The 17261-nt window shown below is 42.4% G+C and carries 16 protein-coding genes; 6 read left to right on the top strand and 10 right to left on the bottom strand.

Annotated elements, in window-relative coordinates:
* Positions 1–43: 43 nt before the first annotated feature.
* Entirely contained in the window at positions 44–1663 is a 1620-nt protein-coding gene (locus F941_RS04080) for an inorganic phosphate transporter (protein ID WP_026253294.1), read from the bottom strand.
* A 465-nt stretch (positions 1664–2128) separates the two neighbouring features.
* Between F941_RS04080 and metH the strand changes: the two genes are divergently transcribed.
* Positions 2129–5818, top strand: coding sequence for a methionine synthase (metH, locus tag F941_RS04070; protein ID WP_005008166.1), 3690 nt, complete (start codon positions 2129–2131; stop codon positions 5816–5818).
* 56 nt (positions 5819–5874) lie between these two features.
* Here the strand turns inward: metH and F941_RS16160 are convergent, their stop codons facing one another.
* The 6 genes from F941_RS16160 to F941_RS04050 all read right to left on the bottom strand — a co-directional run bounded on the left by F941_RS16160 (position 5875) and on the right by F941_RS04050 (position 11108).
* Positions 5875–6819 (bottom strand): hypothetical protein, encoded by a 945-nt coding sequence (locus F941_RS16160; protein ID WP_154649272.1) that lies wholly within the window; start codon positions 6817–6819, stop codon positions 5875–5877.
* A gap of 65 nt (positions 6820–6884) precedes the next feature.
* Positions 6885–8309, bottom strand: coding sequence for a DEAD/DEAH box helicase family protein (locus F941_RS16155; RefSeq protein ID WP_005008157.1), 1425 nt, complete (start codon positions 8307–8309; stop codon positions 6885–6887).
* Positions 8310–8314: 5 nt separating this feature from the next.
* On the bottom strand, positions 8315–9076 hold the full coding sequence (locus F941_RS04060) for a Hachiman antiphage defense system protein HamA (RefSeq protein ID WP_005008156.1): 762 nt from the start codon (positions 9074–9076) through the stop codon (positions 8315–8317).
* A 221-nt stretch (positions 9077–9297) separates the two neighbouring features.
* Positions 9298–9531, bottom strand: coding sequence for a hypothetical protein (locus F941_RS16705; protein ID WP_005008151.1), 234 nt, complete (start codon positions 9529–9531; stop codon positions 9298–9300).
* An 18-nt stretch (positions 9532–9549) separates the two neighbouring features.
* Positions 9550–9753 carry a hypothetical protein gene (locus F941_RS16700; RefSeq protein ID WP_005008147.1) on the bottom strand — a complete coding sequence of 68 codons (204 nt, stop codon included), beginning with the start codon at positions 9751–9753 and terminating at the stop codon, positions 9550–9552.
* 134 nt (positions 9754–9887) lie between these two features.
* Positions 9888–11108: an MFS transporter gene (locus F941_RS04050; protein ID WP_005008143.1), complete on the bottom strand. Its 1221-nt coding sequence runs from the start codon at positions 11106–11108 to the stop codon at positions 9888–9890.
* A gap of 104 nt (positions 11109–11212) precedes the next feature.
* Between F941_RS04050 and F941_RS04045 the strand changes: the two genes are divergently transcribed.
* A complete protein-coding gene (locus tag F941_RS04045; RefSeq protein WP_005008141.1) occupies positions 11213–11995 on the top strand; it encodes an AraC family transcriptional regulator in 783 nt (260 codons plus the stop codon).
* Positions 11996–12009: 14 nt separating this feature from the next.
* Here the strand turns inward: F941_RS04045 and def are convergent, their stop codons facing one another.
* Entirely contained in the window at positions 12010–12495 is a 486-nt protein-coding gene (def, locus tag F941_RS04040; protein WP_005008139.1) for a peptide deformylase, read from the bottom strand.
* Between the two features lie 149 nt (positions 12496–12644).
* Here def and F941_RS04035 point away from each other — a divergent pair, with 149 nt between their 5' ends.
* From F941_RS04035 to F941_RS04025, 3 genes are all read left to right on the top strand, one after another.
* The gene (locus F941_RS04035) at positions 12645–13223 is read left to right on the top strand and encodes a DedA family protein (protein WP_005008135.1); all 579 of its coding nucleotides are present in this window, start codon (positions 12645–12647) and stop codon (positions 13221–13223) included.
* Positions 13224–13309: 86 nt separating this feature from the next.
* Positions 13310–13513 (top strand): hypothetical protein, encoded by a 204-nt coding sequence (locus F941_RS04030; RefSeq protein ID WP_005008133.1) that lies wholly within the window; start codon positions 13310–13312, stop codon positions 13511–13513.
* 159 nt (positions 13514–13672) lie between these two features.
* The gene (locus F941_RS04025) at positions 13673–14986 is read left to right on the top strand and encodes an MFS transporter (protein WP_005008131.1); all 1314 of its coding nucleotides are present in this window, start codon (positions 13673–13675) and stop codon (positions 14984–14986) included.
* 117 nt (positions 14987–15103) lie between these two features.
* On the opposite strand, the gene F941_RS04020 is transcribed toward F941_RS04025, so the two are convergent.
* Together F941_RS04020 and F941_RS04010 are read right to left on the bottom strand one after the other, a co-directional pair.
* Positions 15104–15601, bottom strand: a complete 498-nt coding sequence (locus F941_RS04020) for a DUF2505 family protein (RefSeq protein WP_005008129.1) — start codon at positions 15599–15601, stop codon at positions 15104–15106.
* 233 nt (positions 15602–15834) lie between these two features.
* On the bottom strand, positions 15835–16131 hold the full coding sequence (locus tag F941_RS04010) for a hypothetical protein (protein WP_005008127.1): 297 nt from the start codon (positions 16129–16131) through the stop codon (positions 15835–15837).
* Positions 16132–16341: 210 nt separating this feature from the next.
* Between F941_RS04010 and F941_RS04005 the strand changes: the two genes are divergently transcribed.
* Positions 16342–17139 carry a crotonase/enoyl-CoA hydratase family protein gene (locus F941_RS04005; RefSeq protein WP_018572391.1) on the top strand — a complete coding sequence of 266 codons (798 nt, stop codon included), beginning with the start codon at positions 16342–16344 and terminating at the stop codon, positions 17137–17139.
* The last annotated feature ends 122 nt before the right edge of the window (positions 17140–17261 follow it).

Raw genomic sequence — 17261 nt, 5'->3', positions numbered from 1 at the left:
ATGCAGCGTTTTTTTATCAGTACTGAAGACCTAAAAGCAGGCTTTAGAATACTTTCAGCAATATCCAGTACAAAGCGCCGGATAAACAAATCGTGGCCGGCAATGTAAAGATCCACGCTGATAAAATCGTACGGACCATTTGCATATTTAGGCCAGACCGATTCGCCACCATGGTGCCGGCAACCGCACTGTTCAATACGTGTGTGGTTGATACCGGCATGCCTAAACCGTCAGCCGCTGCAATCGTCGACATTGCCACCAATTCAGCAGACATGCCTTGACCGTAAGTCATATGGTTCTTACCAATACGCTCACCCACGGTGACGACAATGCGCTTCCAGCCCACCATGGTGCCCAGGCCTAAGGCCAGCGCCACCGCTACTTTCACCCAAGTCGGGATGTACTGCAGGAATGAATCCAAATTGCTGCGGTATTCTTTAACCGTTTTTTTCTGATGCGCATCCATCGCCGGAAGCTGATCCGCTTTGTCTAAACGCTTGAACGCCGTTGTGCTCAAGTACATATCATTGCGGATGACAGAAATTTCCGCCTCAGGAATTTCATGCACATCGCCATATTTTGCAACACGTTCGCCCAAATGATCCGTCAAACTTGCCAAAGCCGGAACAACTTGCGCATTCACTTCTTTGGTTTGGATATATTTGGTAATCACTGCACGCGCTTTTTCATCAGGAATATCAGCATGCTGCGGATAAATAACCGCCGCAGTTTGAGCAGAAAGCTGCTCAAATGACTGAATATGCTTGCTGTCTAAATTCTTGTTTAAAGAATACGCCAGCGGCACGCAGCCAATCAGAATCAGCATGATTAAGCCCATGCCTTTTTGACCGTCATTTGAACCATGCGCAAAGCTCACACCTGTGCAGGTAAAAATCAAAATCGCACGGATTAATGGCGGCGGCGGCTTATTGCCTTCAGGCGGATGGAAAAGCTCCAGCTGTTTGCGGAAGACTTTTTTCACCAAAAGAAACAGCAGCGCTGCAAATGCAAAGCCAATCAATGGAGAAAACAGCAGCGCCTTACCGACTTTAAGCACTTGCTCCATATCGACGCCGCTGGCGCCCGCGCCAGCATGCAGCAAGTAATTCATAATGCCGACACCCAGGATCGAACCGATCAGAGTGTGCGAACTTGATGCTGGAATGCCTAAGAACCAAGTGCCTAAGTTCCAGAGAATCGCTGCAATCAGCATGGCAAAAACCATGGCAAAACCGGCGCCTGAACCGACATTCATGATCAGTTCAACAGGAAGCAAAGCGATAATGCCGTAGGCGACCGCCCCGCTGGCCACCATGACACCCAGAAAATTACAAAAACCCGCCCACATCACTGCGACAGGCGCAGACAATGCATTGGTATAAATGACTGTTGCTACAGCATTGGCTGTATCGTGAAAACCATTCACAAACTCAAAACCGAGTGCAATAAATAACGCTGTTCCCAATAAGATCATTGAATAAAGACTTAATGCGGGAACGTGTGCCAAATCAGAAGTTAATTGAAAGCCGATATAAATCAGCGTCGAAATTATTACCGTCAAAAAAACCGGCATAAAAAATTTCGGTGTAGGCACATGAACATTCGTCGACTTAACGGCTGTCGAGGGTTGTGCTGAATCTACGGGAGTTTGATTAGAATTCATGCAAGCAGGAATGGAGGATTTAAGAATCCCCATATTGTTCAGTTTAATTGTGACAATTATATGACAAAGCGCTGTCATATAAAGCAGTTTCTCATACTTTATTGCATCTGATTCCGCACCCAAATACCACCAAAAAATTCATGTTAATTATTATTTTTCAAATATTTAATATCGTATATAAACATCAGCAACTTTACAGTTTGAAATATTTCAGCCCTGAAATTATTTTGAAATATTCCTGTCACAATTGCCATTACCGCCTAACAAGACACTATGATGCGGGATCAATGCTGCAAAATCATGAACTGGACAATCAGAACAGCTGCATGCTTCCGCCGCCCTTCATCTGCCGAAAAAACCGCCAATATCTTTTTTTTGACAGCCGCATAAACCATGAAGATCAGTAATCATATTGACAATCTGTTAATATATTGCACGTTTTTAAAAACCGTCTGAGAGTTTTGAATGTCGACACTTGCCACCTTAAAAGAGCTTCTCGCCCAACGCATCCTGATTATTGACGGCGCGATGGGAACCATGATCCAACGCCATAAACTCGAAGAAGCCGACTACCGTGGTGAGCGTTTTGCCGACTGGGCATCAGACCTCAAAGGCAATAATGACCTTTTGGTGCTGACTCAGCCGCAGATTATTCAAGGCATTCATGAAGCGTATTTGGATGCCGGCGCAGACATTATTGAAACCAACTCGTTCAATGGCACAAAAGTTTCCATGTCTGACTATCACATGGAAGAGCTTGTCCATGAGATTAACTTTGAAGCGGCCCGCATTGCCAAAGCGGCCTGTGAAAAATACTCGACCCCTGACAAACCGCGTTTTGTAGCAGGTGTGCTTGGGCCAACTTCACGCACCTGTTCAATTTCTCCAAATGTAAACGACCCTGCTTTCCGCAACATTACCTTTGATGAACTGAAAGAAAACTATATTGAAGCGGCGCATGCCTTGATTGAAGGCGGTGCCGATATTCTGCTCATTGAAACCGTATTTGATACGCTCAACTGTAAAGCGGCCATTTTTGCGGTCAAAGAAGTGTTCCATCAAATCGGCCGCGAATTGCCATTGATGATTTCAGGCACCATTACCGATGCTTCTGGCCGCACACTGACCGGCCAAACGGCAGAAGCATTCTGGAATTCTGTGCGCCACGGCGATTTATTGTCGATTGGCTTTAACTGCGCCTTGGGTGCAGACGCAATGCGTCCGCATGTCAAAACCATTTCCGATGTGGCGGATACTTTTGTTTCAGCGCATCCCAATGCTGGCTTGCCGAATGCCTTTGGCGGCTACGATGAAACCCCTGAAGAAACCGCGGCATTTATCAAAGAATTTGCAGAAAGCGGCCTGATTAACATTACCGGCGGCTGCTGCGGTACGACGCCTGATCATATCCGCGCCATTTACAATGCCGTGAAAGACATCAAGCCCCGCCAAGTGCCTGAAACGAAGCCTGCTTGCCGTTTAAGCGGTTTAGAGCCGTTTAATATTACTGATGATTCTCTGTTTGTGAACGTTGGTGAACGCACTAACGTGACGGGTTCGAAAAAATTCCTGCGTTTAATCCGTGAAGAAAACTTTGCCGAAGCGCTGGATGTTGCCTTGCAGCAAGTGGTTGCAGGCGCGCAGATCATCGATATCAACATGGATGAAGGGATGCTGGATTCGCAAGGCGCGATGGTTCATTTCCTCAATCTGGTTGCCTCTGAACCTGAGATTTCAAAAGTACCAATCATGATTGACTCATCGAAATGGGAGATCATTGAAGCAGGCTTGAAATGCGTGCAAGGCAAGCCGGTCGTAAACTCAATTTCCTTAAAAGAAGGTTATGACGAGTTTGTGGCAAAAGCACGTTTGTGCCGCCAGTACGGCGCTGCGATTATCGTTATGGCCTTTGATGAAAATGGCCAGGCGGATACAGCTGCGCGCAAAAAAGAAATCTGTAAGCGTTCGTATGATGTCTTGGTCAATGAAGTGGGCTTCCCTGCGGAAGACATCATTTTTGACCCGAACGTGTTTGCTGTGGCAACAGGGATTGAAGAACACAACAACTATGCGGTTGATTTCATTGAAGCCACAGGCTGGATCAAGCAGAACTTGCCGCATGCCATGATTTCAGGCGGCGTGTCGAACGTATCGTTCTCGTTCCGCGGCAATGAGCCTGTCCGTGAAGCGATCCACTCTGTGTTCTTGTACCATGCGATTAAGCAAGGCATGACCATGGGGATTGTCAACGCAGGTCAAATGGCGATTTACGATGACATTGACCCTGAGTTAAAAGCTGCGGTTGAAGATGTGATTCTGAATCAGAATCAAGGTGAAAGCCAGCACGATGCAACTGAAAAATTGCTTGAAGTAGCTGAAAAATACCGCGGTCAAGGCGCCGCACAAAAACAAGTTGAAAACTTGGAGTGGCGTGAGCTTCCTGTCGAAAAACGCCTTGAGCATGCCCTAGTCAAAGGCATCACCACCTATATTGATGAAGATACCGAAGAAGCGCGTTTAAAATCGGCACGTCCTTTGGATGTGATCGAAGGTCCCTTGATGGACGGCATGAACGTGGTCGGCGACTTGTTCGGTTCAGGCAAAATGTTCCTGCCGCAAGTGGTGAAATCTGCGCGTGTGATGAAGCAAGCTGTGGCTTGGTTGAACCCGTTCATTGAAGCTGAAAAAACCGGTGCGCAATCTAAGGGGAAAATCCTGATGGCGACGGTGAAAGGCGACGTGCATGATATTGGTAAAAATATCGTGGGCGTAGTTCTTGGCTGTAATGGTTATGACATCATTGACCTTGGCGTGATGGTGCCTGCGGAGAAAATTCTGCAAACAGCGATTGATGAGAAAGTTGACATTATTGGTCTATCTGGCCTGATCACACCATCGCTGGATGAAATGGTGTTTGTCGCCAAAGAAATGCAGCGTAAAGGCTTCCATGTGCCGCTGATGATTGGCGGCGCCACCACATCGAAAGCGCATACTGCGGTGAAGATTGACCCGCAATATTCAAATGATGCGGTGATTTACGTTGCGGATGCTTCCCGTGCGGTGGGTGTTGCAACTACACTCCTTTCTAAAGAAATGAAGCCGAAGTTTGTTGAAGAAACGCGTGCTGAATATGAAAAAGTGCGTGAGCGTATTGCCAACAAACAGCCGAAAGCGGCCAAACTGACTTATGCGGAATCTGTTGAAAATGGCCTGAAAATTGACTTTGCAGCCAATAAGCCTGCCAAGCCAAACTTTATCGGCACGCAGACCATTACCAATTATCCGCTGGAAACGTTGGTGGAATATTTTGACTGGACACCATTCTTTATTTCGTGGAGTTTGGCAGGTAAATTCCCAGCAATTCTAACTGATGAAGTGGTGGGTGAAGCAGCAACTGACTTGTACAATCAAGCGCAAGAGATGCTGAAAGACATCATTGAGAATAAACGCTTCGATGCGCGTGCAGTGTTTGGCATCTACCCGGCCAGCCGTTCTGCGGCAGATTCTGTAGAGGTATACGATGAAAATGGCGCTACGGTGACGCATACCTTCCATCATATCCGTCAGCAGTCGGACAAAGTCACAGGCAAGCCAAACTTGTCTTTGGCTGACTTTGTTGCGACTAAAGATCAAGCTCAAGACTGGCTGGGCGGGTTCACCGTGTCGATCTTTGGCGCGGAAGAAATGGCGCATGAATTTAAAGCCAAAGGCGATGATTATTCTGCCATTTTGGCGCAATCGTTAGGTGACCGTTTTGCCGAAGCATTTGCCGAGCATTTGCATGAGCGCATCCGTAAAGAGTTTTGGGGCAACCAAGCGTCTGAGTCTTTAAGCAATGAAGATTTGATTAAAGAGAAATATGTCGGTATCCGTCCTGCGCCAGGCTACCCTGCTTGCCCAGAGCATTCTGAGAAAGCGACTTTATTTAATTGGTTAGATTCAACAGCTAAAATTGGTACTGAGTTAACTTCTAGTTTTGCAATGTGGCCACCTTCATCTGTCAGCGGTTTTTATTATGCAAACCCTGAAAGCCAATACTTTAACGTGGGTAAAATCGCTCAAGATCAGCTTGAGGATTATGCGAAGCGTAAGGGTTGGACGCTGGATGAAGCGAAGCGCTGGTTAGCGCCGAATTTGGATGATTCGGTTTCTTAATAAACACCAAGACTCGAATTATTAATATAGTTCGAGTCTTTTCTATACATTATTATTTAAAGTAATCTAGAAATTTCAAACTTCTTCATTTCATCCAATGTATCCATAAATATGAGAAATTCTTTGTTGCCCTGTAACTTTCCATTAGTTACAGCTATATTTTTCAATTGTTTTTTTTCTTTTAAAAAATTAATAAGTTGAGTACTTAATCCTGCTTTAAAAAAAGCAATATTTTCTCTATGCTCACTTCCATATATAAAAATATTATATTCACCTTCAGTAATAAGCTTTATTTCATATAATATATGAACAAATTTAGAAAGATCAAAGTTTACAAAATCTGTTTCATTTTTCAGGTGAACCAATGCTAGATTGGCACGTTGTTTTCTACTCTTTGATGATAAATCGATACATGTCTTATTTTTATTACCACTCCAATAAGGAATCTCCCCAAACCCAGTACCTATGTAAAATTTTTTATATTTAGGGATATTGTTACGCCCCAACCAATCATAGTACTTTAGAATGTGATTAATATGCGATTTTAAAGATAAATTATGTATTCTATAAACAAAATTATTATAATATTTTCGAGTATCTTTGTAATTGAATCTCAAAAATTTTTTCGACTTTATTTTTAGATCATAATCAAAATCCTTAATAAAGAAATAGTAAATTTTGTCTATTATGTTTAATTTCACCCAAAATGGTGAAATTAAACACCTTTGCATTCTTTCAAATAGAATTTCATGCACTTGATTAAATTCATTATAAATACTATGTACATCTTGTTCAATTATGGTCTTCAATAACGAATTATCTTTTTGATCATCATAAATTAGAAAGTCTTCTAATTCTCTTACAGTGCTTATATTTTCAATAGAGTTATCCTGAACAACATTAATACCAGTATTTTTATTTTTTAGTTGGTCATTTATTGTATTTAGCAAGGCAGGATTTTCTACACTATCCTCAAATAAACTACTTTTCAATAATTTCATTTTATGATACATATCCCGATTCTTACCATTAAAGTAAGTATCATTGACAAAATGAACACTTGGATTTAATTTTGATAGATCCTCATTGGCATTACTAAAACCTCATTCAATCTATTAACTCTTCCAATTAAATTAATCAAGTTCTTAACCTTTAGATCTGTTGTATTTAAAATAAATAACACCTCAATTGGAAAATTAATACCTTCCAAAACCACAGAGTTTGCAACAAGATACTTAATATCAGATTCAGTTTTAAACTTATATTCCAAAAAATCTTTTATTAAATCAGGAATACCACCATGCAAATAAATCAATCCTTTTTTGATGTAATCAACACAATAAAAATCTTCATGTAAATTCTCAGATAAAATTTTAGATAAAGAAGCTAATTTTCCATTGAAGCCTAATCGATGACAAAGCCTTTTTGAAAACTCCTCTACTTTTTTTGGAGATCTTAAATAAATGAAATTTTTATTCTTTTGATTGTATTTAATGTATTCATATAAATTTTCACACCAACCTAACCTGTAACTTTCATCTAAAAATCGATTGTATTTAAAAAAATCTCCCGTCTCTTTAAATTCAAAATAGTCTGGATCTTTGATATTTAAATTTATTTTACGTTCAAAAAAAACCTGATCAGCCTCAAGTTGTAAGCTTTTAGATTCATTAATCAATGGAGACAAATAATAATGCTTTGAATTACTCGATCTAAATCTATTTCTTCTAATAGCTCTGGCTAATATTACAGCTCTATAATCATTAGGCAGTAAATTATGTGCTTCATCAACTATCATCACATCAAAGTATATTTCTTTGTTTTTTGAGAAGAATCTCAATGCTCTTTCTTGTGTAAAAACACTTATAAAACTCTCCTCATTGTCATACATATCTTCATTAAATATTATTTTCTTATCAGGGAAAATTTTCTTTAAATCAATTATACTTTGTGAAAGCAAAGACTTACTTGGAACTATTATTGAGATTTTCTTATTAAAATTTTTTCTTATTATATCGAAAATCAATGAACTTTTACCAAATGAAGTAGGTGCAATATATACGTTATCTAAACTTTTACTTGATAAAATTTCAGTTCTATTCAAACGTTGTTGATACATTTCAATGTGTTTATCATATCTATAAGCATCAACTTCAACATCATTTTTTATGCTCTCTAAACTCAATGATTCTATTAGTTTTTTTTCAAAAATAAATCTATTTATCGGATAAAATCCAACATTAAGGCTAAGATCAAATAAAGGTTGATATAATTTATTTATCAATGCTACTTTCAGAATCACAAAATAAGCAAAATTAAAATAAGCTATTCGCCTCTTATCCTTCTGATATTCTTGTAAAAATATAATTGAAACTGAAAGTATAAAGCTTAATTCATCATACTCAAGCTGTACGCCTATAGTTAATTTCCTAATTATTGTTTGAAAAATATCTACATCCTTCAATTTTTTTATTTGATTTATTCCATCCATTTTTTCTATACAGCCTCTAAATACTTCATGAAATTATTCATATCTTTATTCGTTACTGATAAAATTTTTATGGTTTTTCCTTTTAGACTCATCAACTTTGTCTTTTCAAGTAATAAATTATCTGACCATAAGTTACTCCATTCTCCATTTAAATAAATTGTTGAACATGGAACTAAATTAAAGTCTGGAACTTGTGAAAAAATCCCATTTTGAAAATCTGCTCTTAACTGCCAAATTTTATCTATTATTTTTTCTTTAGATTTTACATCTTTCTGATTTGCATGATTATAAGCATTAATCCAAGGATTCCCATCCCTTCGGATACTTGTCCCTGTTAGGTATTGCTCTAACCCACTATGTGATTCTCTAATTTTATTTAAATGCGAAATATTTTTGGTTGAGCACCCACCTGATTTACTTTCTACTAGAAATATTTCATTATTTTTACTATATACTCCATCAAATCCTTTTTTGGGACCACTGTCTTCAAGATTAAAAAACAAACAATCTTGCTTATATTTATTGTTATTTAAAAATAAGTGTATAAAAAATTCAGATATAGCCCCTTGACGCCCCCGCAAATCTTTCGTTTTTAAATAATTCAATAATCTCTTTTTTACTTCTTCAATACTACTGCGAGAATACCCTTCACAAATTTTTACTATGTCTTCGTCAATTTTTTTTATATATTCACTATCGAATTCACCAATGTGCATAACATGTAATTCTATGTTTGGTGCAAGTCTCTCCTTTTTATATACCTTCATTCTGCCACCTATAATTTTAAATATAAATACAAATAAATTAAGCAGTTAAAAAACTAAATCATCTTACTTTGATTAATAATAAATCACAACAGCTTTTCAGCATCCGTCATGTTATTTCGTAGATCACGAGACGGTTGTTTCAAATTTTTATTATAAGGTTGCATTACAACTCAATTGGTGTTTATATCTTCTTTTAAAAATCTTGGCATAATAAATAGCACTCAAAACCAAAACTGTTCTAATTTAACCTCCACCACATTCCAGTGATGCATCATTTCCCGCAGCACGATAAAGTAAATCAAACTAGAAAGACCATTATCGGCCACTTGAGACACATAGTATTCCCTGCGCTCAACAAAGGTATTAAAAGCACTTTCAAGCTGCACACGGTCAATTTGCTGCTGATCTGGAAAGAATAATGCTAAAACTCTTTGGAATAAGCCATCTGAAGTCATGGCAGTCTTGGGTTGGGCTTACTTCATCTGAACGGATTCTAACAGCTCCTCAATCACATAAATCATCGCCTCAATCGCAAGCTCATCCAGAAACCCATGGCGCATACTGTTTGACTGTATATAGCTTAAACCTTGATCTAGCTGTATATGCTGTCCATCCATTTCAAATGAAAGTTGATCTACGCCTAATGAAAATTTGAGTACACCATTCAGATCAGTCATCGCTTCAAAACTCCAAAGTCAAAACACACATACCCAATGCATTTACATAACGATAATCATCCTGCCGAAATGCAATCGCGCCATCTTCGTTTGATAAGATAGCGCGATTAAAACTGAAGGTCAGCAGTATTCAGTTAGTTTGCTTGAGTCTTCGGTAAAAAGAAGGTCGCCAAACCGAGTAAAGGCAATAACGAACACATGCCAAACACCCATTCAATGCCTTTGACATCGGCCAAATATCCTAAGCCTGCTGCTGCGATGCCACTCACACCGAACATTAAACCAAACATTAAACCTGCAATCATGCCAACTCGTCCCGGAACGGCTTCTTGAGCATAGACCACCATTGCGGCAAAGGCAGAAGACATTACTAAACCAGTAATAATCGAAAGTATGGTCGTCCAAAATAGATTGGCATGCGGCATCATCAACGCAAACGGTGCCATGCCAACAAAAGACACCCAAATCACGGCTTTACGCCCAATTCGGTCTCCAATCGGCCCACCGGCAAATGTACCAAGTGCCACCGCTGCCAAAAAGGCAAAGAGATGTAACTGGGCGTTTTGTAAACTGAGCTGAAACTTGTGCATTAAATAAAAAGTGAAATAGTTACTGATGCTGGCGATGTAAGTAAATTTGGCAAACATCAACACACAAATGGTCGACAGCGCGATGACGAGTTGACGCCCATGTAGTTTGCTTTGCACTTGATGCGCTTTGGCAGCCAATTGTTTTTTACTGTGGCTGATGCTCCAACGGCTGACACCGAACAGCACCCAAATCGCCAGTAAGGCAAATACAATCAACCATGCCACTGCATGCTGTCCAAAGGGCACAATGATCAGCGCTGCCAATAAAGGCCCAATGGCTGTACCCGTATTGCCACCAACCTGAAAGGTCGATTGTGCTGTACCAAAGCGCCCGCCCGAAGCCATACGCGCGACACGTGAGGCTTCAGGATGAAAGGTCGAGGAACCCACACCAATCAATGCCGAGGCCATAAGTAGTACGATAAAATTCGGTGAAAACGCCAACAACAAAATACCGCTAAAAGTCACTACCATGCCGAGTGGCAGTAAATATGGTTTCGGATGTTTGTCGGTATAGAGTCCAATCCAAGGTTGCAGTAGCGATGCCGTAATTTGATAAACCAATGAAATCAATCCGACTTGCGCAAAGCTTAAGGAGAAATTGGTTTTCAGCATCGGATAAATGGCTGGTAGAACGGCTTGAATCAAGTCATTGAGCAGATGCGCAACCGCCACAGCCCCCACTACTTTTATGATCATGCCTTGCGGCTGCTCATTGATCGTAGCTTCGCCCATACCCTCTTTCATTTGAATTGAAGACGACATACCTCGCAAACTCCATGTATTTTTCATCAGGCATTGATTGTAAAATGTCATTCATAAGACTATCTTCCAATAATCATTGTATAACTGACAATTTAAAGACACACATGCCAAATTCTCTGATTCAAACCGAAATGTCCGAATTGGTGATTGGACTCTCTTCTGAGCATACCTATCGGGAAATTACCCCTGCGCATACACATTCGCGGGCGCAGTTTCTGTATGCTTCGACAGGAATGATTCAGGTGTTCACCCCAAATCATGTCTGGATCGTGCCGCCGATGTGCGCGCTATGGATTCCGACCCATGTTGAGCATAGTGTGATTTCATTAAGTCGAGTTAAGCTCAATACCGCATTGGTTCAAGCCGATGCGGCTGCACTGCTTGGGCAACATTGTTTTATTATTCGGGTCAGTAAGTTATTGCATGAACTCTTGATTCGACTCAATGCGATTGAACACATTCCACCCTCCGAACTGATTAGCTCTGATGAACTGTCTCGATCTTTACAGATTTTAATTTTTGATGAAATTCATAAAGCCAATCTGTTGCCCATTCAAATTCCGTGGCCACAAGACAAACGCTTAATGAATATTTGCCAAGCACTATTAAGTACGCCCGATCAGTTAAAAGATTTAAGCACATGGGCAGATGAAATTGGCACCAGTTCCAGAACCTTGATGCGCATGTTTCAAAAGGAAACGGGGTTGTCTTATCGCGCATGGGTTCAGCAAATGCATATTGCCCATGCCTTAAGTAAAATTGCCAGTGGTGAATCTGTTGCGCAGATTGCAAGATCACTCGGCTACAGTAATCCGAGTGCGTTTAGCACCATGTTTAAACGTCATTTGGGACAAACCCCGCAACAGTTTAAATATAAAGATGAATAGAACGATACTCGTGCCTACGCACTCAGGCGATCGACAAATAAAATACCATTGAGATGATCAATTTCATGTTGCACAATGCGCGCAGGAAAACCTTCAAAAGTGCTTTCCATCACCTCACCAGTCAAAGTGTGATACAACACCTTAATGCTTTGTGCACGCTGTACCTGACCGCGTTCATTCGGCACACTTAAACAGCCTTCTTCACCTAAGGTCGTTGCTTGCGAAAACTCTAAAATTTCAGGATTGACCATCACCACGGCGTCCATTTCAGGCGCATCGGGATAGCGTAAATTTGGCCGTGAAGCCACAATAATGACCCGCTTTGAAATATAGACTTGCGGTGCAGCAATGCCCACACCGCTGCGCTCCAGCATGGTCACAAGCATGGCAGAAGCCAGCTGCATGAGCCAGTCGCTATTAAATTCTGCATCTGCGACGCGGGCGGCTTTGAGTCTTAAAATATCTTCGCCGCGCTGGGCGACCGGCAATACTGTGCTCATACATGATCTCTTGCGAATGAAAGGCGTAAACTAGACTGTACAGAAAAAAGTCTATGAATATTTTGCATGCTTTAATCATAGCTTAAGCTTAGTAGGATAAAACAGACCGCTTCTGCAAGATTCCTCATTCACTGATAAGTAAACTCCCTATGTTTGACTGGTCCTCGCTGGTGCAGCATTACGGCTATCTTGCTGTTTTAATCGGTTCTTTTTTTGAAGGCGAAACCGTGCTCATGCTTGGCGCGTATGCCGTGCATCAGCACATTTTGTCTTTTTGGCCGCTGGTTGGCATTGCGATGTTTGGCGGCTTTCTCGGGGATCAGTTTTATTATTTTATCGGCTATAGATATGGCTACAATTTCATCCGCAGCCGCCCAAAGCTGAATAAAAAGTTTAAACGCGCCAGCCAAATGATTGTCCGCTTTCCAACCCTGTCTATTTTACTGATGCGCTTTTTATGGGGCCTCAGAACGATTATTCCCATGAGTTTCGGCATTCTGCGCTATCCCGCAATGCGCTATTTGGCCGTCAATCTACTGGCCAGCTTTATCTGGGCCTTTGTCGTGATCAGTGTTGGCATGCAGGTCAGCCATTGGCTGCATGTGTTTTGGCATATGCTCCTGCCGCATCAAAAGAAAATCATCATTATCGCCGCCGTCATCAGCTGCATTATTATCGCCCGCATCATCTACGGCAGAGTCGTTAAATTGCAGGATCATTCTGAATAAGCGTACAGAGCAATAAACAAGCGCTCTTGTTTAAGGCTGGCTTCATCACGCTTTGGTATACCTCAAATTATTTAGGGGGAATTGCAATGAATACAGCAGCGCTATTGCTCAGTGTCGTTTTTAGTTCAATCGGCTTTGGCTATTTTATTTACGGCAAAAAACAGCAGCAGACGCTTCCCCTCGTCTGCGGTTTGGCGCTGATGATCTACCCTTATTTTATTGACAGCGCGGCAGTCATGACGGCTATCGGCCTTTTGCTGATTCTCGCCCCAAGGTTTATCCGGCTTTAAAGGCCGCCCCATACAAAAAAATTTCCATTTAAATAATATAAATTTTACAGTTTGATAAAAAAAAGTTATTTACGATGCAATAAAGATTGATTATTCAACAATTTCTCAGTTCTTTAAAATTTCAGTTTATTAACAGCCAACCGCACATGGTAAATCTGCATGGACATTCAGCCACGCTTGACCAATGAAGACAAACGCACACTGGGGCTTTCCTCCTTAGGCGGCGCCTTGGAATTCTATGATTTTGTGATTTATGTTTTTTACGCCAAAATCATTTCTGAATTATTTTTTCCCAGCACACTCAGCCCATTTTGGGCCATGCTGAATACCTACGGCATTTTTGCAGCGGGGTATTTTTTCCGCCCGCTAGGCGGTGTGGTCATGGCGCATTTTGGCGACTTGATTGGCCGCAAGCGCTTATTCAGCCTGTCTATTTTGCTTATGGCAATGCCGACCTTAATGATTGGGGTGATGCCGACCTTTGAAAGCATTGGCTATGCGGCTCCTGTTCTTTTATTGCTGATGCGCGTGGTGCAGGGCATTGCCATTGGCGGTGAAATTCCAGCAGCATGGACTTTTGTTTCAGAGCATGTGCCGGAAAAGAAAATCGGCATTGCCAATGGCTTGCTGACTGCTGGGCTGTCTTTAGGCATCCTGCTGGGCGCACTGATGTCGCTGTTTATTTCGCTTAAATTCAGTGAAACCGAAATTCATGGCTGGGCCTGGCGCATTCCATTTATCGTTGGCGGCATTTTTGGCTTTGTGGCGCTGTATCTGCGCAGCTACCTAAAAGAAACCCCTGTGTTTAAAGCCATGCAAGCGAAAAAAGCCCTAGCGAAAGAGCTGCCGGTAAAACAGGTTTTGGCAGAGCACAAAACCGCCGTGGCCATAGGCATGCTGTTTACCTGGTTCTTAACAGGCTGCGTGGTGGTGCTGATTTTAGCCATGCCGAACCTGCTGACTGGCGCTTTCGGCTTTGAACGCGCGGATGCGTTTAAAATGCAAAGCGCAGCCATTGTCATGCAGATGGCAGGCTGTATAGCTGCAGGCTTATTGGCGGACCGTTTGGGTGCAGGCAGAGTCATGCTGTTCGGCTCATTGTCTGTGGCGGCAATAGCTGGCGTGTTTTATAACAGCCTAGGCCATGTCGCGCCATCGACCGTATTTATGCTGTATATGCTGCTGGGCTTCAGTTCAGGTACTGTTGGCATGGTGTCTTACAGCATGGTGAAAATGTTCCCTGCGCAGATCCGTTTCTCAGGCATCTCTTTTTCCTATAACCTGGCCTATGCGATTGCTGGCGGCATGACCTTGCCTTTGGTTCAATGGCTCAGCGCCTACAGCAAAATTGGCGCCTTGTACTACATTTGGGCGGTGTGCTTGGCAGCATTTTTAACTGCTCTGCTGTACCGGGCGCGTTTTGAAAAGCAGGCGGCCAGCCAAAGCAATGCCGCAGAAACAGAGTTCAGCTAAACACAATCACTGAAATTTAAAAATAAAAAAGAGCGGCCGATCCGCTCTTTTTTCAGCTTAGGCCTGTATGGCTAAACATACATGCACCGCAGCTTTCAGCACTCAAATATTCAGAGTTTAAGCCTTTAAATTCTTGCGCAGCTCATCTTCCACAATCTCAATTTCCAGCTGGCTGAAACGGCGGATTTCGCCTTCTGCATGCTTTTCCAGCATCCCGCCAATCAAAGGCACCTTCACTTTCACGGTCCATTCCAGCTGAAAGTTAATTTGCGAATCATCGCCAGTGACGCTGCGCTGACAGTTGGCCTCTAAAGGCAAATTCGGATCTAAAGTCACCACCGAAGTCATTTGAGCTAAATTGCTGACATCGGTACGCTTTAAGCGGAATGCATCCTTTAAGAACTTTTTTGCGACATCTGGAAGATTCACTTCTAAATTATACGCGCGCTTTAGCGTATAAATATCGCCGGCTTTTTGCGATTCTAAAATTTCTAAATTTTCACCGGGAATTCGTCTGCACACAGCCTCGTGCAATGAAATATTTTCGGCCAAGCGTTTAAAATCATCCAATGAAACGCCCTGAATTGCAGCATTCACCGTAAATTGATGCGCCATTTTACTTTCCTATTCTTAGTTACTTTATTTGTTTTTATTGCTGATGCACAATACAGCTTGCGGCGTATTAAATCCTGTTATTTTTGGGCTGTCATTGACTCAAATGCAGTCAATTTTCGCAGCAATGCCACCCCCAATATGCGGCCTGATATTCTTCTGCAGCCGGACTCAAAAAGATCTGTTGTCAAAAAAAATAGCATGCGCATCCTAACCCGCACAGCGCAGCCGCTCCGCTAAGATTGATACAGATGCTTTTCACCCGCTTTCTCATACAGTACCGACAGCCTATTTTCGGCATAATCAATCCATAAAAACTGCGTTTTATACTCAATACGGATGCAGTATTCCTCTGCGCCGTCATCCAAGCCGGTTGCCGACCACACGGTGCCCTTAGGGAACTGCTGCAGCCAATCCGCCTGATAAAAATCACTGATGCAGTCAAAACTTAAATAAGCGCCGGGCTGCTGCAAAATATCAAACGCCAGCGCATCAAATTTTTTCTGCTGTTCGTGCTGAAAGTCGATGAGCATCTTTCATCCTCAACAAAATTTTTCAATTTTCCCCTAGTATAGCGCTTATAACACACACCGCGGCGTTTGCATGACTGAACTTAAAACGGTGAATCCGGCGCGCGGCCCTATTTGAATGGCGCAGTCACTTTTATTGCATTGACAGTATTCTAACGATCGTTTAAAAATAAATTCAGCCTAAAGAATGATCAAAAAAAAAGGAACTGCATGATGGAACTGCAAGAACACAGCAGCCAAGGCAAAGTCAGCCGGGAGATCCGCGGACAGCTGATGCTGATTGGACTGGACCGTGCTGAAAAGCGCAATGCCTTTGACAGCCATATGATTCATGACTTATCGCTGGCGCTGACCGAATATGAAGATCATCCCGATTTACTCTGTGCGGTGATTTTTGCGCATGGTGAACACTTTACCGCGGGACTGGATTTAGTGGAACTTCAGCCTAAGCTCACATCAGGTGTTTTCGATTTTCCGGACACTCAAATTAACCCTTGGGGCACCACTTCCCGCAAGCGCAGCAAACCTGTGATTGCCGCTGTGCAAGGCTACTGCTATACCGCAGGCATTGAACTGATGCTGAATGCAGATTTGGTGATTGCGCAAGACAACTGCCAATTTGCGCAAATGGAAGTGCAGCGCGGCATTTTACCTTTCGGCGGCGCCACCGTGCGCTTTGTACAGGCTGCCGGCTGGGCCAAAGCCATGCGCTATCTGCTGACCGGCGACAGTTTTAATGCGCACACCGCCTTAGACTTAAACCTGATTACCGAGATTACCGAGGCATCGCCGCTGGCCCGCGCGATTGAATTGGCGGAACACATTTGCCGCGCAGCGCCTTTAGCGGTTCAAGCGACACTGGCTTCGGCGCAGGAAGCCGCGCTGCATGGCCCCGAAACTGCTTTTGCGCAATTGCAGCAGCATTTGAACCCGCTGCTGCACAGTCAAGATGCACAGGAAGGCGTGATGGCGATGCTGCAGCGCAGAGCGCCTCAATTTAAAGGGCAGTAATTTAAGGCTAGCTGCTCAAAACCATTCATGCGGCTGAATTTCTTTCATTAGTTGAATTTCTGTCATTGGCTGAATGGCTGAATGGCTGAATGGCTGAATGGCTGAATGGCTGAATGGCTGAA

It is taken from the genome of Acinetobacter bouvetii DSM 14964 = CIP 107468 (genome assembly GCF_000368865.1).
In the GTDB taxonomy this organism is placed as follows: Bacteria; Pseudomonadota; Gammaproteobacteria; order Pseudomonadales; family Moraxellaceae; genus Acinetobacter; species Acinetobacter bouvetii.
This window is presented reverse-complemented; position numbering and strand designations above follow the sequence as displayed.